Genomic DNA, 18,576 nt, shown 5'->3' with positions numbered 1-18,576 from the left:
GCGGGTCAGACCGGCGCTTCGATCTCGAACTCAACCCCCTCTGGCGGATAGGTCATCGCGGCCTTGCCCGTGACGTGACCTGACAGCACCCGCTCGATCATCCGGGTTCCGAAACCGATGCGCGTTGGCGGCACGACCGGCGGACCGCCATGTTCCATCCACGAAAAGCGAAATCTTCGCTCCGCGGCGTTCCCCGCGAGCGCCCAGCGGATGTGCACCGTTCCTTCCGGGGTCGACAGTGCTCCATATTTGATCGCGTTGGTTGCCAGCTCGTACAACGCCATCGACAGTGCCAGCGTGATCTCGGGCGACAGCCGGATCGCTGGTCCGTCGATCGAGAAGCGGGACCGCGCGCTGTCGATGAAGGGCGCCAGCACGCGCTCGACAATTTCGCTGATCGCGGCACCCTCGACCTCGTCGCGCACCAGCAATTCGTGCGCCGTGCCGAGGCTTGCGATCCGTCCGGCGACGGCACGGCGACCTTCCGCCAGCGAGCTAGCATCGCGCAAAGTCTGACTGACCACCGCGCCAACGGTCGCCAGCGTGTTCTTGACGCGATGTGTCAACTCGCGCGCCAGTACCGCACGATGCTCTTCGGCAAATTTGCGCACGGAAACGTCGGAGGAAAAGCCGGACAGGGCAAGCGGAGATCCATCGGCGCGACGTTGCAGCGCGCCCTGAACATGTATCCAGCGCTGCTCACCGGCGGGCGTCAGCACGCGATATTCGAGGTCATAGGGCGCGCCAGTCTCCAGTGTTTCGGCCAATGCCGCGCGCACACGCTGATAATCCTCGGGATGAATGCTGTTCTCAAAAGCCTTGAGGGTAAACTCCTCATCCGGAGGACGGCCGAAGTTTGCCAGACACGCGGCCGATGCCGTGACTTCAAGGTCCGGGAACGCGATGGACCACGTGCCGAGCCCGCCTGCCTTGAGCGCCATCGCAAGACGCGCCTCGCGTTCAGCAAGCGCAGCCTCCCGACGCCCAACTTCAGCGGTCAGCGCATCACGATCGTCCTGCAATTGCCGCAGCCGATATCGCTCGATCGTCACATCAAGCTGCGTCGCGACGAAATACCGCAACGAGCCATCGATATCGAAGATTGGCGCGACCATCAGCCGGTTCCAGAATGGCGTCCCATCCCGACGATGATTGAGCAGGTCGATGTCGATCCGCTCCCGGCGCGCAATCGCATCGCGCAGCCGCTGGATGTCGCCCGCCTCGGTCAGCGGTCCCTGCATGAAGCGGCAATTGCGGCCGATCACTTCCGCCGCGGGGAAGCCGGTCAGTGCCTCGAACGCCTCATTGACGAACACCAGCGGATTATCCGGCAACGTCGGGTCGCTGACCACCATCGGAGTGGTGGAATGTGTCACTGCACCAAGGAAGGGGTCGCTGAGATCAAGCGAGCACGCGAACGCCGCCACTGCCGCGCTCACCTCTGGCGGTGGGAGAAACGGGACAATCGGAGTCGGGGAGAGAGGAGAACGATCCAAGATGTATCCAACCTAGATCAGTAAGGTTTGGGTGACAATGTCGTACTGTAACTGCGGCTATTTTATTGTGTGTCTGCGCTTTCTGCCGCGCCCGTCCCGCTGCTTGCCGCGCTCCAGAAGGTGAGAAAGCCGAATAGGCCCGCGATCAGCGATGCCATCAGGATGGCGAGCGCGGCGATCTCCGTTCCTTCACCGCCGGCGAAGGCGAGTTCGGCGATGAACAGCGAGATTGTGAACCCGATACCGGCCACTCCGCCAATGCCCACGATCATCCGCCATGTCACCCCTTTGGGCAGTTTCGCCAGACCAGTTGCCGCAGCCAACCAAGTCGCCAGGAAAAAACCGGTCGGCTTGCCCAAGACGAGCCCCGCCACGATTCCCAGCGCCAGCGGGGATTGCACCGCGTCGCCGATCAGTTCTGGCGAGAAGTGGATGCGCACGTTCGACAAGGCGAACAACGGCAGCACAAGATAGGACACCCAAGGCGTCAGGATGCGGACCAGCCGCTCGGCCGGTTCGTCAGTCGCGGCCGCCATCTCGTGAATATAGCCGAGGTGACTTTGCGCCTCCTCACGACCCCGCTCCGCCGTCGCGTCGTCATCGGCGGTACTCGCCACGCGCTGTGCGCGACGCAGGCGGTCGACCGGTTGTTGCACGCGATCGACAAACCGTTGTTCCGACAGGCGCGAACTGGTTGGCAGCAGAAGCCCGATCGCCACGCCGGCGATGGTCGGATGTACTCCAGAGCCGAGCACGCCGATCCACACCGCTGCGCCGAGCACGACATAGGCGACCGACGCGACCCAGCCTAGCCGGAGCAGGAGCAGGATGCCGACATATGCCGCCGCCGCCAGCAGCAGATAGGCCGGTTGCAGCGTGTCGGTATAGGCGACCGCGATCACCAACAGGCCGAACACGTCGTCGATGGCGGCGAAGGCGAGCAACACTGCGCGCACCGCTGTGGGCAGACGAGTGGTGAACATCGCGACGATCGCCAGGCTGAAGGCCGTGTCCATCGCCGCGACGACGCCCCAGCCGTGCCGGGTGTCGGTGCCATGATTGAAGGCCAGATAGATGCCGATCGGCACGATCAGTCCGCCGATCGCCCCCGCGACTGGTAAGATCGCGGTCTGGAGAGTCGAGAGCGAGCCCTTGCTGAACTCTCGCTTCACCTCGGTGCCGATGATCAGGAAGAACAGCGGCATCAGCGCGTCGTTGACCCATTCGGCCAGCGGAAGCGCGATCACCTCGCCCCCATAGCTCAGCCGCAGATCGGTATCCCAGATTCGTTCGTACCAGCCGCCCCATGGCGAGTTGACGAGCAGGAGAGCGATCACCGACCCGATCAGCAAAGGACCGCCCGAAACTTCGGCGATCGCAAAGAACGGCGCGGCCCGTTTGAGCAGACGGGCCGCGCGGGAGTGATGCGCCCGGGCGGCAACCTGCCCGGAAAGGCGCGGGGTGAGCGCCATCAAGTTCCTCGAGATAGTATCGGCGTACTACGGCTCACCACCCTCCGCGTTCCGGGCGAGCCGCGCGCGCCTCACCCAAATCAAGTTCAATTCAGGCTCATCAGACTGGCATTCCCTCCGGCGGCGGTGGTGTTGATCGACGTCGAGACTTCCTCGACAAGCCATTCGAGCCGGTATCCGGCGCTCGCGGTCTGGGGCAGGACGATCGGGCCTGGCAGCGCCGCCAGCTTCGCCAGCACAGTGCTGACCCGCTCCGCATGGCCCTCGATCAACGCTCCGGCAAACGCCGGTTCGCGCTGCCAATCGTCGCAAGCGCGGACCCTCGCCGCGGTCGACGCCGGCAACGGTAACAGTGCGTCGCGCAGGCCCGCCGCCTCTCCGATCACGACATCATTGCCAGCCGCGAGCGCAACGCCCAGTTGCTCGAACAATCCTGCGCGCGTCTCAGGCAGGGCCAGCACGCGGCCGCGGGGATGCAGCGCGTAGAGGTTGCGTTCGCCGACCGGCCCGCTGAGTTCGACCTCCGCGCCGAGCATCGACGCCGCGATTGCCTCGCGAACGCGCGCCGCCGCGGCCGCCTCGCCGTGCTCCTCAAGCCACATAGCCAATTCGCGCGCGGCGGGATCGGCGTGGTCGCACACCACCGGCGGCGGCAACGCCGCTCCTGCAACCAGCCGCCCAAGGTATAGCGGTCCGCCGGCTTTCGGACCGGTTCCCGACAGCCCGCGTCCGCCGAACGGCTGTACCCCGACGACGGCACCGATGACGTTGCGATTGATATACAGGTTGCCCGCTTTCACCCGGCTCATGACATGGGCGATCGTCTCGTCCAGCCGGGTATGCAGCCCGAAGGTCAGGCCATAACCGGTGGCGTTGATCCGGTCGATCAGTCGATCGAGTTCGGTGCGGCGGAAACGGACGACGTGCAGTACCGGTCCGAACACCTCGTGTTTCAGCTCGGAAATATCATTCAGTTCGATGATCGTCGGCGGGACAAAGGTACCGTTTGCCGCGTCGCCTGATAACGTCACCTGCTCGACGCGATGCCCCGTCGCGCGCATCGTCGCGATATGCGTCTCGATCGTTGCCTGCGCCTCGGCGGAGATGACAGGGCCGATATCGACCGCCAACCGATCCGTTCGCCCGATCGACAGTTCATGCAGCGCGCCGCGGATCATGGTCAGCGTACGATCGGCGATTTCCTCCTGAAGGCACAGGACGCGCAACGCCGAGCAGCGCTGCCCGGCGCTGTCGAACGCGGAGGCGATCACATCCGCCACGACCTGCTCGGCAAGCGCCGATGAATCGACGATCATCGCATTCTGGCCGCCGGTCTCGGCGATGAACGGGATCGGCGCGCCACCCGGCAACAGCCGCGTGGCCAGTTCGCGCTGGATCAGGCGCGCGACCTGGGTCGAGCCGGTGAACATCACCGCCGTCGTCTCCGGCGCCGCAACCAGTGCCGCGCCGATTGCGCCGTCACCGGGGATCAATTGCAAGACGTCATGCGGCACCCCCGCTTCGTGCAGGATCGCGACGCCCTGCGCGGCGATAAGCGGCGTCTCCTCCGCAGGCTTGGCGAGGACCGCATTGCCCGCGACCAGGGCGGCGGCGATCTGCCCGGTGAAGATCGCCAGCGGGAAGTTCCACGGGCTGATACACGTGACCACGCCGAGCGGACGATGGCCCGCGCCCAGCGTCGAGCGCGCCTGTTCGGCATAATAGCGCAGGAAATCGACCGCCTCGCGCACTTCGGCTATCGCGTTCGGCAGCGACTTGCCAGCCTCGCGGACGATCAATGCCAGCAATTGCGGCAGCCGCGCCTCCATTGCATCGGCGGCTCGCTCAAGAACCGCCGCCCGCTCCGCCGGCAGGCGCGCCGCCCAGGCTGTTGTCGCAACTTCTGAGGCGCGCGCCGCTTCCCGGGCCTGCCCCACCGACATCTCGCGAACGATGCCGACCTGCTCGCGGTGATCGGCGGGGTTCAACACCGCACGCTCCTCACCGACCTGGCCGGCCTGCCACGGGCCTCCCGCCGCGAGCGTCATGCTCAGCGAAGCCAGCACCGTCTCGTCGCTCAGGTCTAGCCCGGCCGAGTTCGGCCGGGCGCCATAAAGTTCGCCGGGAAGCGCGATCTGCGGGTTCTTCTGCCCTGGTGACGCCATTCGCCGCACGGTCGCAACCGGGTCGGCGACCAGATCGGCAATCGCCACATCGGGATCCGCGATCCGGTTCACGAACGAGGAGTTCGCTCCATTCTCGAGCAGCCGGCGGACCAGATAGGCGAGCAACGTCTCGTGCGTGCCGACGGGCGCGTAGATGCGGCATGGCCGGTCGAGCTTCGTGGCCCCCACCACCTCGTCGTACAACGGCTCACCCATGCCGTGCAGGCATTGAAACTCATAGTCGCCGACCGTGAAACCGGGTCCGGCGAGGTGATAGATCGCGCTCAGCGTCTGCGCATTATGTGTCGCGAACTGTGGGAAGACCGCGTCACGCGCCGCCAGCAACTTGCGCGCACACGCGACATAGGCCACGTCGGTGTGGACCTTGCGGGTATAGACCGGGAAGTCGAGCAGGCCGTCGACCTGCGCGCGCTTGATCTCGGCGTCCCAATAAGCGCCCTTGACCAGCCGGACCATTATCCGCCGGCCAGCACGGCGCGCGAGATCGATGATCCAGTCGATCACGAACGGGCAGCGCTTGCCATAGGCCTGCACAACGAAGCCGAGGCCGTTCCAACCGGCGAGATCGGGATCGGTCGCGAGACTCTCGAGCAGATCGAGCGACAGCTCAAGCCGATCCGCTTCCTCCGCATCGATGTTCAGCCCGATGTCAAAGCGCTTCGCGAGCAGCGCCAACGCCTTCACGCGCGGCAGCAACTCGGTCGTCACTCGCTCGGCCTGCGATCGAACATAGCGCGGGTGCAGCGCCGACAGCTTGATCGAAATGCCCGGCCCGTCATAGATGCCACGCCCTGCGGACGCCGCACCGATCGCCTTCACCGCCTCCTCGTAGTCGCGATAATAGCGGTCGGCATCCGCCGCCGTCGTCGCCGCTTCGCCCAGCATGTCATAGCTGTAGCGGAAACCGCGCGCTTCCAACGGCCGGGCGCGTTTGAGCGCCTCGGCGATCGTCTCGCCGGTGACGAACTGCTCGCCCATCATCCGCATCGCCATGTCGACCCCGCGCCGGATCACCGGCTCGCCCGCGCGCGCGATCAAGCGCGTCAGCGCCGCGCTCAGTCCACTGTCGTTGACGCTGCCGGTCAGCTTTCCGGTGACCACGAGACCCCAGGTCGCCGCGTTGACGAACAGCGAACGTCCGTCACCGACATGACTGCGCCAGTCGCCGCCCGAGATCTTGTCGCGGATCAACGCATCGCGCGTCGCAGTGTCCGGAATGCGGAGCAAGGCCTCGGCAAGGCACATCAGCGCCACGCCTTCCTGGCTGGACAGCGCATATTCCTGCACCAGTCCCTCTACGCCGGTGCCCTTGTGCTTGGCACGCAACGCGGTGACGAGCGCCGTGGCGGTTGCCGTCGCCGCACGGCCGATGTCATCGGGCAAGGTGGCGGCGTCAAGCAGCGGCGCGAGGCAATCGGGCTCGCTGCGGCGATAGGCGGCGGTGATCGCCTGCCGCAACGCGGTCTGCGATCGGATCGGCGGGGCGAAATCGGCGAACGGGGGCAAAGCGGCACGCATCGCGAGACATCCTCTCTTGGTGCCCGCTCCATAATGGAAGATGCTGTGGCAATCCGCCCGCATTTGGCGCAATCGTGACCCGAACGAAGCTATTTGGACCATTATGGCGGATCGAACGGACCAAAGGACGCCGGTATTAGGGCTAATCGACGCGTTCGACCGCCGCATCATCGAGGAGTTGCGCGCCGAGGGGCGGCTGTCCGTGACAGAACTTGCACGACGGGTGGGATTGTCGAAAACCCCGTGTCAGGTGCGGCTGCGGCGGCTGATCGACGGCGGCTACATTCTTGGCTTTCGGGCGATCGTCGACCCGGCAAGGCTTGGGCTCGACCATGTCGCCTTCACCGAGGTCAAACTGTCCGACACGCGTGAAACAGCGCTGGACGAATTTCGCCGCGCCGTGCTGCGAATTCCCGAGGTCGAGGAGTGCCATATGATCGCCAGCAGCTTCGACTATCTGCTCAAGGTGCGCACCGCCGACATCCGGCGCTATCGCGAGGTACTTGGCGAGCGCATCTCGTCGCTGCCGCACGTTGCCAGCACTTCGACTTTCGTCGCCATGGAGACGATCCGCGACGCAGGCGTATAGGGCGGGGCGCTCAGCCCTTCAGCGCGAACAGGCACAGCGCCGCGCTGGCGAGCGCCACGAGTATCAGAGCGATCGTGAAAACAAGCACCTTCGTCTGTCGGCGCTGACGTGAGTGGCGGCGATAATGGCTATGGATGACGCGACCTCGATTGTTTTGGCGTTTTCGCCATCCCTAACGGCGCCAGTTTGCCCTGCGATGAAGCGGCAAATCAGACGACCTATCGCCCGCAGCTGCCGTTTGTCGCAATCGCGTCGAACGCCGCTTGCTGAAGCGCGACGGTCTCCGTCTCCGAGAAGCCGAGGTCGCCGGCCGCAGCCTCGCGCCCGCCAAGCGTGCGCGGGTCGACTCCGGTCACGCGCGCAAAGACAACCAGCGCCTCGAGATAATAGCCGTAGCTGCTCGCATGATAATGATCGTACGACCACAATGGCACTCGCGTGTAATCGATACCGTCATACGGATTGGAATCGGCCACACCATTGCGGATCGCGCAGGTGAAGGCCTGTCCGACCGGCGCGACATCGGCACGCGCGCGTCGCGCCGCCGTGTCGGTCGCGCGGCGCAGATCGTTCGCCATCGTCTCGACCGGTGTGCCCGACCAGCGCTTGCCGGGAAGAAAGACAAGATCGGGTCGGGTCCACGTCGCGGTCATCGTGACCCCGACCTTCGGATTACGTGCGCGCAGCAGCTCGCCGATCCGCCGGGCATCGGCGATCGTCGCCGTCGCATCGCCGGGCCGGGCCGGGTCGAGCGTGCTGTATTCCTGCAGCACGACATGATCCCACGCGCGGTCGAGGAGCGCCCGGCGCTCCGCCAGATGCCAGCCGAGCGTCTTGCCCCCGGATGTCTCAAGCGACACCTGCCAGTCGAGGCCGACCTGTTCGGAGAAGCGTTTGAACAGGCCGGGCACGCCGCCGATCCGTTCATTGTTGAGGTCGGTGACGCGGTCGGCGTTCAGCACCCGCACCGGCGTATTCGCCCCGAAGGTGAAGCTGTTGCCGACGAACAGGATCGTCTCCGCTCCAGCGGCGGTGGCGGTCGACAACAAGGCGGCGAGGGCTAGCATGATAGTGCGCATGCATTCCGCATAGCGCCGCCGTCGCGATCCGTGAACCGCGACGGCTTGCGGGCATCACCAGGTCAGGTTGAGTCGGCCATAAACCTGCCGGCCGTTGAAGCCGAACGGTGAGTAATAGGGGAAGGCCGTCACGCCATTGTTGTTGAGCGCGGCCGGGGTGGTGTTCGGATAGGTGTCGAAAAGGTTCTCCGCACCCAGCGCCAGCGTGACATTGTCGTTGAACCGGTACCGCGCCTCAAGGTCGATGATCGTATGGCGTCCAGTGTAGACATCGTTCGCCAGCACGGTGCCGGGTTGCAGCACATTGCCGTAATGCACCGCGCGGATCGTCGCACCGAGTGCGTTCCCACGCCAGTCGACCGCGCCAACGACCTTGGTGCGCGGCGTGCCCTGCTCAATCGTCAGGACACGGTTGCGTCCGAACAGGCTGGGGGCAGGGTTGAGCGCCGCAGTCGAGGTAGGAATGCGATCGACCGAGATGTCGTTCAGGTTTGCCGCCGCGCTCAGGTTGAAGCTGCCGAGGTTTTCCGTGCGCAACGTATAGGCTGCGACAATATCAAGTCCCTTGGTCGTGGTCTGCACGCCGTTGATAAAGAAGCGGGCCGCCTGCACCCGGAACGGTGCTAGCAAATTGCCGACCTGCGCGCTTGCCGTAGCCTGGATGTTTTCCGACAGCGCAATCTGATCGCGAATGCGAATATGATAGCCATCTACCGTCAGGCTGAAGCCACCGAAGCGCACCACGGCGCCCGCTGAATAATTGCGCGACTTCTCCGGATCGAGCGGCAGGGCTCCCAATGCTCGCGCAATATCGCTGGACACCGGATAGAGGCCGGTTTCCTGAAGGATGTTCCCGTTCACCAGCGACTGCGTCGAGGTATAATATTGCTGCTGGAGTGAGGGGGCGCGGAAGCCGGTCGACACCGATCCACGGAACGCCAGCCACGGCGCGATGTCGTAGCGTGCCGAGAGCTTGGCGGTCGCGGTTTCGCCGAAGTCCGAATAGGTCTCGCCACGCGCTGCCGCGCCGAACGTCAGTTTGTCCCAAAGCCGCGCCTCGACGTCGAGGTACAGGCTGCCGTTGCTGCGATGAACATCGACTTCGTTTTCCGGCCGGAAGCCAACGAAGCCCTGCGCGCCGGATGCCAGTCGCGTGTCGGCTCCTGTCGCGCGATTGTAGCTCTCCGGCTGCCCGGCACCGATCCCGAAGCCCTCGCGTCGATATTCGCCGCCGGCGGCGATGTTGATGACGGCTTCACCCAACGCATATTCGCGCGCAAAATCCAGCCCGGCGGTCAACTGATCATAGCGAAGTCGACCGCTGTCGAAGTTCTGGATCGATGCATTACCGTAGGTCGCGTTGCCCGAATTGCGCGTCTCGAAGTCGACCGTGTTGCGGCCGTAACTGACGGTCAGGTCGGTGTTCCAACCGCCCAGTTCACCGCGGACGCCGACGGTGGCGTTATAGTCCTTCGATAGCGATCCGATCAGCGGAAGGAAGCCGTCCGGATAGAGCCCGGCAAGCGCGTCCGCATTGAGATTTTGCGAGTTGGGCACCCCCGCGAAGGGACCGCCCGGTACGCGCGGGAACGCGCCGCTCTCGCTGTCGCGCTGCTGGAAACCGCCGTTGGCGTAGGCGGTCCAGTTGCCGTCGCCCAGCGGCACCGCGGCGTTGACGTACACCGTACCCTGTTCGACTTCGGGATCGCCGAACCGTGCACGGATGCGTAGCGGGGACTTGCCGCGCGGATCGATGTCGGCGCGATTGGTCGGCTGACGCGAGACATATTCGCCCGAGAGGGTCAAAAAGCCCTCGCTGCCGAGAGCGAAGCCCTTCCACCCGCTGAACGTCGCGGTTTCACCATCGCGTAGCGTCCTTGAGGTACGGGCAGCGTCGTAATGTGTCGCGTACGTACCGAAAGTGACGTTTGCGCCGCCGCCCTCGCGCGCCTCGCGCAGCCGCAGATTGATGACCCCCGCGATCGCGTCCGATCCATATTGCGCCGATGCCCCCTCGCGCAGCACCTCGACACGGTCCAGCGCGACGGTCGGGATCGTGTTGAGGTCGACCGCCGCCGATCCGCGCCCGATCGAGCCGTTGATGTTGAGCAGCGCCGAGGTGTGGGCCCGCGTCCCGTTGATCAGCACCAGCGTCTGGTCCGGCGACAGGCCGCGCAGGGTCGCGGGGCGGATCGCATCGGTGCCATCGACCGCTGCCTGCCGCGGGAAATCGACCGACGGAGCCACTGCCGACAACGCATCGGCCAGTTCGGTCGTCCCCTGCGCCCGCAGCGCGTCGCCGGTCAGCACATCGACCGGCGAAACCGTGTCGAGCCGGCTGCGACCGGGCGCCCGCGTGCCCGTGACCACCACTTCGTTGTCGGCCGGCATCTCGGCGGCTGGTGCGGCATCGCTCGCGGTCGCTGGCGACGTCTGCGCGGCAACGGGCATGGCCAGGGTTGGCAGCAACAATGCTGCGCCGGTCAGCAGCGCGGCTCGGGTGGTGCTCATGCGAAGTCCCCTTCTTTTTCTTACGTCAAACCAGGATCGCCATTCTCTACGTCTCTGGTGGTGATTAAGCGTCCAAGGCTTGCTTTCGCAGCCCTAAGCGCCGCTTGGCCGTGAACGACTGGATGGCGGAGGCTGGCGGAAGAGGTGGGATTCGAACCCACGGAGAGCTTGCACCCTCGCTGGTTTTCAAGACCAGTGCCTTAAACCGCTCGGCCACTCTTCCTGACGCGCGGTAGGGGTGCCTATGGCAGCAAGGCTCGGGCGTGTTCAAGTCCCCCGACGATGCTGCGGCCATCCGTGGCGCCCGCGCGACGATTTACGGTACCCCCGCCGCGCGCGCTGTGTCAGAACCGGACGATCATGAAAGCGGTAAAAATTTTCACCTACGGTCTGGCCGCAGCCGCAGGGCTGTTCGCGCCGGTGGCGGCATCGGCGCAAGACGAAGGCGCGTTTCGCACCTATCTGACGCAGGTGCGCGGGCGGGCGCTGGACGCTGGCGTGTCGGCCGCGACGGTCGACAGCGTGCTGCCCGCGCTGACCTTCAACCCGCGCGTCGTCGCGCTCGATCAGCAGCAGCCGGAGGCGCGGCCCAACGCGCCGGTGCCGCGTTTTGCGCCCTACCGCACCATGCACGTGGACACCGCGCGCATCTCGCGCGGCCGGGCCGCGTACTCTGCCCAGCGTGCACGGCTGGCGCGGGTCGAGGCGGCGACCGGCGTGCCGGAGGAGATCATGGTCGCCATCTGGGGTCACGAAACCAATTACGGATCGTACACCGGCAATTTCGACATCGTGCGCAGCCTCGCGAGCCTCGCCTACGAAGGCCGCCGCCGCCCGCTGTTCGAGGGCGAACTGATCGCCGCGCTCAAGATGATCGACCGTGGCGTCTCGCGGACGCAGCTGACCGGCAGCTGGGCCGGCGCGATGGGCAATCCGCAATTCCTGCCCTCGGTCTACCTCCGCCTCGCACGCGACGGGGACGGCGACGGGCGAGCCGACATCTGGAACTCGGCCGCCGACACGCTGGCCTCGATCGGCAATTACTTCGTCCAGGCCGGCTGGCGACGCGGCCAGCCGTGGGGCGTCGCGGTCAATGTACCCGCCAGCTTCGACCGAGCCGAGGTTCGCAACCGGCTCGTCTCGCCGCGCTGCCCGCGCGTCTTCGAGCGGCATAGCGCATGGCGCTCGATGGCAGAGTGGCGCGCCATCGGCGTGGCCGCGCAAAGTCGCACGCTCGCCGACGACGTGCAGGCGACGCTGATCGAGCCGGACGGGCCCGGGCAGACCGCGTATCTGCTCACCGGCAACTACCGTGTGATCCTCGACTATAATTGCTCGAACTTCTATGCGCTGTCGGTCGGGCTGCTCGCCGATGCGATTGCGTCATAGCGGCTCGCGTCGCTATGGCATGTTCCTCGACCATCAAATCTCGCCTCGACACACGGAACCTTCAATGACCAAGCTGCTGACCGTCCTCGCGCTTCCCGCTGCCGTCGTCGCGCTGGCGATGCCCGCCGTCGCCGCCGCGCCGCAGTTCGACACGCCCGCGCCGGTCGCGTTCATGGAGGATCTGTCGTCGGGCGCGGTGCTGTTCGCACGCGATGCCGATCGCCGAATGCCCCCGGCCTCGATGGCGAAAATGATGACGGTCTACACCGCCTTCCAGATGATCGCGCATGGCGACCTGAAGCTCGACACCGAGTTCGAGGTGCGCCCGGAGACGTGGCAGAAGTGGCACGGGCCGCAGGCGGGGTCGACGATGTTCCTGTCGTCGGGCGAGCGCGTCTCGGTCGCCAACCTGCTCTACGGCATCGTCACGCTGTCGGGGAACGATGCATGCATCGTGCTGGCGGAGGGTATCTCTGGCACCGAACAGGCGTTCGTCGAGCGGATGAACGAGGATGCCGCTAAGCTGGGTCTGAAGAACAGCCACTTCGGCACCGCCAACGGCTGGCCGGACGGCGGCGTCACCTATGTCACCGCGCGCGATCTCGCCACGCTGGCCGCCGCGACGATCCAGCAGCACCCGAAGCTCTACAAGCAGTTCTATTCGCGCCGCGATTTCACCTGGGGCAAGACGATGGGCGCGGGGCAGGCGATCACCCAGGCCAATCGCGACCCGCTGCTCGGTCGCGTCGCCGGTGCCGACGGGCTGAAAACCGGCCACACCGAAGAGGCTGGTTATGGTTTCACCGGCTCGGCCGAACAGAACGGGCGGCGCCTGGTGATGGTGCTCGCCGGGCTGACCAGCTTCAACCAGCGCGCGAGTGAATCGGTGCGCTTTATGGAATGGGGCTTTCGCGCGTGGCAGGCCAAGCCGGTGGTGAAGGCCGGGCGCGAGGTCGGCACCGCCACTGTCCAGCTCGGCAGCGCACGCGAGGTGAAGCTTGTTGCGCCAAAGGATCTGACCGTCACGATCCCGTCGGGCAGCCGCCCGAAGCTCGCCGCCAAGATCGTCTATGACGGCCCGATCAAGGCGCCGATCAAGCAGGGCGCGCATATCGCCGATCTCGTCGTCTCGTCACCGGGCCTGCCCGAGCAGCGCATGCCGTTGGTCGCCGGCGGCGACGTTGGCGAAGCCGGCTTCTTCGGGCGCGCGTGGCAGGGTCTGTTCGGCTGAGCGGCAGCACCGGCGTGACAAGAGGGCGGTTCCTCAGCCTCGAAGGCGGGGAGGGGGCAGGCAAGTCGACGCAGGTCCGCGCGCTCGCCACCGCGCTTGCCGAGCGCGGGATCGACTCCGTCGTCACGCGCGAGCCCGGCGGCAGCGAGGGTGCCGAGGCGATCCGAGCGTTGCTGATGCAGGGTGAGGCGACGCGCTGGAGCGCACGCGCCGAGGCATTGCTGTTTGCCGCCGCGCGCGCCGACCATGTCGAGAAGGTGATCCGCCCCGCACTCGACGCGGGTCGTTGGGTGATCTGCGACCGCTATCTCGATTCGACGCGCGCCTATCAGGGACTGGCTGGCGGGATCGATGATGAGGCGATCCGCACGCTGCACGATTTCGGATCGTATGGGCTGCTCCCCGACCGCACCTTCCTGCTCGCGCTCCCCGCCGACATCGGCGCGGCCCGCGCTGCCGCTCGCGACGGTGCCGCCGCCGATCGGTTCGCCCGGCGCGACCCGTCTTTTCACGCTGCCGTTGCCACCGCTTTCGCGGGCTTCGCCGAGCGCGAGCCGGCGCGTTTCCGCCGCATCGACGCGATGCTCCCGCCGCAGACGGTGACGGCCGCGATGCTTGATGCGCTGGTGGACCTCCTGCCGTGACGACATTGCGTGGCCATCGCGCCGCGATCGACGCCTTCCTGGCCGCGAGCACCGGTGGCGCGCTCCACCACGCCTGGCTGCTCGCCGGCCCGCTTGGCGTCGGTAAGGCGACGTTCGCGCAAGCGGCGGCGCTGCGGCTACTCGCCGATGCCATGACGCCCGGCACGCTTCCCCCTGGCCTCGACGTCCCGCACGATCATCCCGCCGCAAAGCTGATGGCGGCGGGCTCGCACCCCGATCTGCGCGTGCTGCGCCGCCTAGCAAAGAAGGACAAGGACGACGAACTCGCCCGGTCGATCACCGTTGACCAGATCCGCAGCCTCGGACCGTTCCTCGGTACCATGCCCTCGCTGTCGCCACGCCGCGTGATCGTGATCGACGCCGCGGACGATCTCGAACGCCCCGGCGCGTCAAACGCCTTGCTCAAGAGCCTTGAGGAGCCGCCCGCCGGCACGGTGTTCCTGCTGGTCAGCCACGCGCCCGGCCGACTGCTTCCTACGATCCGCTCGCGGTGCCGCCTGCTGCGCTTCGATCCGCTCGACGACGCCGACATGGCGGCGGTACTCGCTGGCATCCTCCCCGACACCGATCCTGACGAGCACGCGGCGCTGGTGCGGATCGGGGAGGGGGCACCCGGCCGCGCAGCTGGTTACGCCGGGCTCGATCTCGGCGCGATCGACGCCGCCGTCGAGGCGATCGGGCGCGACGGCGATCCGACCCTGACCCGCCGATCGGCGCTTGCCCGCGCGCTGTCTCCCAAGGCGGCGCAGCCGCGCTACGAGGCGTTCCTCGATCGGGTGCCGACCGTCATTGCCCGCATGACCGCGCTCCGCGTCGGCACCGATTTGCGCGCCGCGCTGGACGCCTATGACGAGGCGCGCAAGGTCGCCGCTGCGGCGCGCAGCCTTTCGCTCGACACGCAGGGCACCGTCTACGAAATGACCGGGATTGTCGCGCGCCTCGCTGCCGCCGATACGACTGACCGCTAGCCGCTCCATCACGCTCCGTCGCGCCGGCGCAAGCAGGGACTTTTGTCTGCCATGGTTCGCGGCCGGTCTGACGCACGGCGCTCGGCTCGTGTGTCACGCTCATGTGCGAGGACGCAGGCACGGGCCGCGCCCGCACATTGATCATGAGCCCATCCAGCTCGCTGCGACCGCCCGCTTGTTCTGCGAACCATCAAACCCTAGTGAGGCGGCATGGGCGACCCCTTCTATATCACCACCGCGATCAGCTATCCCAACGGCCGTCCGCATATCGGCCATGCCTATGAGGCGATCGCCGCCGACGCCATCGCGCGTTTCCAGCGTCAGGCCGGACGCAACGTACGGTTCCAGACCGGCACCGACGAACATGGCCTGAAGATGGTTCAGACCGCGCGTGACCGGGGCGTCGAGGTCCGCGCACTTGCCGACGAAATGTCAGGCCATTTTCGCTCGATGTGCGACGCTTTGAACATCAGCTATGATCGTTTCATCCGCACCACCGACGTTGACCACCATGCCGCCAGTCAGGCGCTGTGGCGCGCGATGGCGGCGGCGGGCGACCTGTACCTTGACCGCTACGAGGGCTGGTATTCGGTCCGCGACGAAGCGTTCTACGACGAGAAGGAACTGGTCGACGGGGAGGGGGGGAGCAAGCTCTCGCCGCAGGGAACGCCGGTGACATGGACGGCGGAGGAAACATGGTTCTTCCGCCTGTCGAAATATCAGCAGCCGTTGCTCGACTTCTACGCCGCCAATCCCGACTTCATCCGCCCTGAGTCCCGCCGCAACGAAATTCTGCGGTTCGTCGAGGGCGGGCTGTCTGACCTGTCGGTTTCGCGCACCAGCTTCGACTGGGGCGTCCCGGTGCCGGACAGTCCGGGGCACGTCATGTACGTGTGGGTAGACGCGTTGACCAATTACCTGACCGGCGCGGGCTACCCCGACGGCGAAATGCCGCATTGGCCGGCCGATCTGCATCTGATCGGCAAGGACATCGTCCGCTTCCACGCCGTCTACTGGCCAGCTTTCCTGATGTCCGCCGGCGTCGCCTTGCCGAAAACGGTGTTCGGTCACGGTTTCCTGCTTCATCGCGGCGAGAAGATGTCGAAGAGCCTCGGCAACGTCGTCGATCCACTCGATCTCGCGAATGCGTTCGGCGTCGACGGTCTGCGCTACTTTCTGCTCCGCGAGGTCAGCTTCGGACAGGACGGCAGCTATGCCGCCGACGCGATCGTCACCCGCGTCAATGCCGAACTGGCCAATGCCTTCGGCAATCTGGTGCAGCGGACCTTGTCGTTCATCGCCAAGAACCTCGGCGGTGCGCTTCCCGAGGCGGGGCACTCGGACGCGGCCGATGCGCAATTGATCGAGGAGGTCGTCGTCGCCTGCGCCGGCTTCAAGGCGGCCTTTGGCGACCTGATGCTCAGCCAGGGCATTGAGGCGTGGATGCGCGGCGTTTTCGCCTGCAACCAATATATCGACGCGCAGGCGCCATGGGCACTCCGGAAGACCGACCCTGAACGGATGCACGCCGTGCTCGGCACGCTGGTGCGGGCGATCCGAATGCTCGCGATCACGATCCTGCCCGTTGTACCGGTCGGTGCCGGGCGCGTGCTCGATCTGCTCGGCGTCGAGGATCGCAGCCATGCCGCGATCGATGACGATGCATGGTATGCGGGTCAGGTAGACGCCGGCTTCGTGCTCGCGACGCCGACGCCCGCGTTTCCCCGCTTGGAAATGCCCGCCGAAACGGAGCCGGCCTGATGCTCGCCGACAGCCATTGCCACCTCAATTACAAGGGGTTGGTTGAAGAACAGCAGGCGGTGCTCGAACGGGCCCGTGCACGCGGTGTCACCGCGATGCTCAACATCGCCACGCGGGAAAGCGAGTGGGACGCCGTTCTCGCTACCGCGGAATGCGAGGCCGACGTCTGGGCGACGGTCGGCATCCACCCGCACGAGGCCGACGCCCATCCGCACGTCGATACCGCCAAACTGGTGGCGCGCGGCCAGCATCCGCGTATCGTCGGCGTCGGCGAGAGCGGGCTCGACTATCACTACGATCACTCCGATCGCGCGCGCCAGCAGGCGAGCTTTCGGGCGCACATCGCCGCGGCACGCGAACTGCAGGTGCCAATCGTCGTCCACACCCGAGATGCCGAAGATGACACGTTGGCGATTCTGCGCGACGAGATGGAGCAGGGGGCGTATACCGGCGTCATCCATTGCTTCACCGCGAGCGCCGCGTTCGCCGATTCCGCGCTGGAACTCGGTTTCTACATCTCTATTTCCGGCATCGTGACGTTCCGAAACGCAACCGATCTCCAGCAAACCGCCTCCCGTTTGCCACGCGAGCGGCTCCTGATCGAAACGGACGCGCCATTTCTCGCGCCAATCCCGCACCGCGGCAAACCCGGGGAGCCCGCTTTCGTCGCGGATACGGCAGCGTTTCTCGCCAAGCTACGCGGTGAAGAAGTGACCGATTTACAGGACTATACCGCTAGAAACTTCCATCAATTGTTCAGCAAGACGCGCCCAGCGTGAAGGTTCGCATCCTCGGCTCCGGCACCTCGTCCGGCGTCCCCCGCATCGGCAACGACTGGGGCGCCTGCGACCCGACCGAGCCGAGAAATTTTCGGACGCGATCTTCGATACTTGTCGAGCATGACGGCACCCGCATCCTCGTCGATACCAGCCCTGATATGCGGCAACAGTTGCTCGAGGCCGAGGTCTCGACGCTCGACGCGGTTATCTGGACACACGAACACGCCGATCACGTTTTTGGCATCGACGACCTTCGCCAAATTTATCATACACTTGGCCACCCGGTGCGAGGTTATGCACGTCCGCGCACCGCCGCGGCGTTGCGGCGGCAGTTCGGCTATGTGTTTGAAGGTAACAGTGGTTATCCACCGACGGTTGATCTGGGCGATCTATCGGATCACTTTCACGTCGGAGCGATCAAAATCACCGTCGTCGATCAACCGCACGGCAGCATCACGTCGGCCGGACTTCGCTTTGAAGCCGGAGGGAGCGTCGTTGGTTACGCGACGGATATCAGTGGGATGACGGACGAGATGCGAGATCATTACCAGCATCTTGACGTGTGGATCGTCGACGTCCTGCGCCGCAAGCCCCACCCGACGCATCCCGATTTGGCGACCGTGCTCGGCTGGTGCACCGATCTCAAGCCGCGCCGAACGGCGTTGGTCCACATGGATCAATCGATGGACTATGCCGGCCTTTGTGCCGAACTTCCGACTGGGATCGAGCCCGGGTTTGACGGCTGGGAGTGGCAGGCATGAGCGACACGGTGATCCGTGCTGCGTTCCTCATTCTCATGCTGATCCTGCCGCTGTTGGCGCTGCTGGCGCGGCGCGTACCATGGCGTACAACGTTGCTTTATGGCGCAATCTGGCTGGCAATAGCTATCCTTCTGGGCTTTTCTACACGCTTTTTTACATAACGTTGATTAT

At 65.7% G+C, this 18,576-nt stretch carries 14 protein-coding genes and 1 tRNA gene; 9 read left to right on the top strand and 6 right to left on the bottom strand.

The genetic code is table 11. From position 1 onward, the window contains the following. Positions 1-5 precede the first annotated feature (5 nt). The 3 genes from ACI2JO_RS17440 to putA form a co-directional block, all read right to left on the bottom strand. Positions 6-1,427, bottom strand: coding sequence for an HWE histidine kinase domain-containing protein (locus ACI2JO_RS17440; protein ID WP_404721881.1), 1,422 nt, complete (start codon positions 1,425-1,427; stop codon positions 6-8). A 131-nt stretch (positions 1,428-1,558) separates the two neighbouring features. Next, positions 1,559-2,968, bottom strand: coding sequence for a Na+/H+ antiporter NhaA (gene nhaA, locus ACI2JO_RS17435; protein ID WP_404721880.1), 1,410 nt, complete (start codon positions 2,966-2,968; stop codon positions 1,559-1,561). 86 nt (positions 2,969-3,054) lie between these two features. After that, complete coding sequence (putA, locus tag ACI2JO_RS17430) at positions 3,055-6,672, bottom strand: trifunctional transcriptional regulator/proline dehydrogenase/L-glutamate gamma-semialdehyde dehydrogenase (RefSeq protein WP_404721879.1); 3,618 nt, start codon at positions 6,670-6,672, stop codon at positions 3,055-3,057. A 103-nt stretch (positions 6,673-6,775) separates the two neighbouring features. Between putA and ACI2JO_RS17425 the strand changes: the two genes are divergently transcribed. Continuing rightward, positions 6,776-7,261: an Lrp/AsnC family transcriptional regulator gene (locus tag ACI2JO_RS17425; protein WP_404721955.1), complete on the top strand. Its 486-nt coding sequence runs from the start codon at positions 6,776-6,778 to the stop codon at positions 7,259-7,261. Between the two features lie 218 nt (positions 7,262-7,479). On the opposite strand, the gene ACI2JO_RS17420 is transcribed toward ACI2JO_RS17425, so the two are convergent. From ACI2JO_RS17420 to ACI2JO_RS17410, 3 genes are all read right to left on the bottom strand, one after another. Then, positions 7,480-8,340 carry a PEP-CTERM sorting domain-containing protein gene (locus ACI2JO_RS17420; RefSeq protein WP_404721878.1) on the bottom strand — a complete coding sequence of 287 codons (861 nt, stop codon included), beginning with the start codon at positions 8,338-8,340 and terminating at the stop codon, positions 7,480-7,482. Positions 8,341-8,394: 54 nt separating this feature from the next. After that, a complete protein-coding gene (locus ACI2JO_RS17415; protein WP_404721877.1) occupies positions 8,395-10,851 on the bottom strand; it encodes a TonB-dependent receptor plug domain-containing protein in 2,457 nt (818 codons plus the stop codon). Positions 10,852-10,984: 133 nt separating this feature from the next. Continuing rightward, positions 10,985-11,074 (bottom strand) — tRNA-Ser (locus ACI2JO_RS17410). Positions 11,075-11,211: 137 nt separating this feature from the next. Between ACI2JO_RS17410 and ACI2JO_RS17405 the strand changes: the two genes are divergently transcribed. The 8 genes from ACI2JO_RS17405 (at position 11,212) to ACI2JO_RS17370 (ending at position 18,566) form a co-directional block, all read left to right on the top strand. Further along, positions 11,212-12,240 (top strand): lytic transglycosylase domain-containing protein, encoded by a 1,029-nt coding sequence (locus tag ACI2JO_RS17405; protein WP_404721876.1) that lies wholly within the window; start codon positions 11,212-11,214, stop codon positions 12,238-12,240. Between the two features lie 64 nt (positions 12,241-12,304). Further along, positions 12,305-13,471 carry a D-alanyl-D-alanine carboxypeptidase family protein gene (locus ACI2JO_RS17400; protein ID WP_404721875.1) on the top strand — a complete coding sequence of 389 codons (1,167 nt, stop codon included), beginning with the start codon at positions 12,305-12,307 and terminating at the stop codon, positions 13,469-13,471. A 14-nt stretch (positions 13,472-13,485) separates the two neighbouring features. Continuing rightward, on the top strand, positions 13,486-14,115 hold the full coding sequence (gene tmk, locus ACI2JO_RS17395) for a dTMP kinase (protein ID WP_404721954.1): 630 nt from the start codon (positions 13,486-13,488) through the stop codon (positions 14,113-14,115). Next, positions 14,112-15,104, top strand: a complete 993-nt coding sequence (locus ACI2JO_RS17390; protein ID WP_404721874.1) for a DNA polymerase III subunit delta' — start codon at positions 14,112-14,114, stop codon at positions 15,102-15,104. The genes tmk and ACI2JO_RS17390 overlap by 4 nt, the downstream gene beginning before the upstream one ends. 210 nt (positions 15,105-15,314) lie before the next feature. Next, entirely contained in the window at positions 15,315-16,865 is a 1,551-nt protein-coding gene (gene metG, locus ACI2JO_RS17385) for a methionine--tRNA ligase (protein ID WP_404721873.1), read from the top strand. Beyond that, positions 16,865-17,644, top strand: a complete 780-nt coding sequence (locus ACI2JO_RS17380) for a TatD family hydrolase (protein ID WP_404721872.1) — start codon at positions 16,865-16,867, stop codon at positions 17,642-17,644. Before metG ends, ACI2JO_RS17380 begins: the two co-directional genes overlap by 1 nt. Then, positions 17,641-18,405 carry an MBL fold metallo-hydrolase gene (locus tag ACI2JO_RS17375; RefSeq protein ID WP_404721871.1) on the top strand — a complete coding sequence of 255 codons (765 nt, stop codon included), beginning with the start codon at positions 17,641-17,643 and terminating at the stop codon, positions 18,403-18,405. The genes ACI2JO_RS17380 and ACI2JO_RS17375 overlap by 4 nt, the downstream gene beginning before the upstream one ends. Then, positions 18,402-18,566 (top strand): hypothetical protein, encoded by a 165-nt coding sequence (locus tag ACI2JO_RS17370; protein ID WP_404721870.1) that lies wholly within the window; start codon positions 18,402-18,404, stop codon positions 18,564-18,566. The genes ACI2JO_RS17375 and ACI2JO_RS17370 overlap by 4 nt, the downstream gene beginning before the upstream one ends. Positions 18,567-18,576 lie beyond the last annotated feature (10 nt).

This window comes from Sphingomonas sp. NPDC079357 (assembly GCF_044901155.1).
GTDB lineage: Bacteria > Pseudomonadota > Alphaproteobacteria > Sphingomonadales > Sphingomonadaceae > Sphingomonas.
This window is presented reverse-complemented; position numbering and strand designations above follow the sequence as displayed.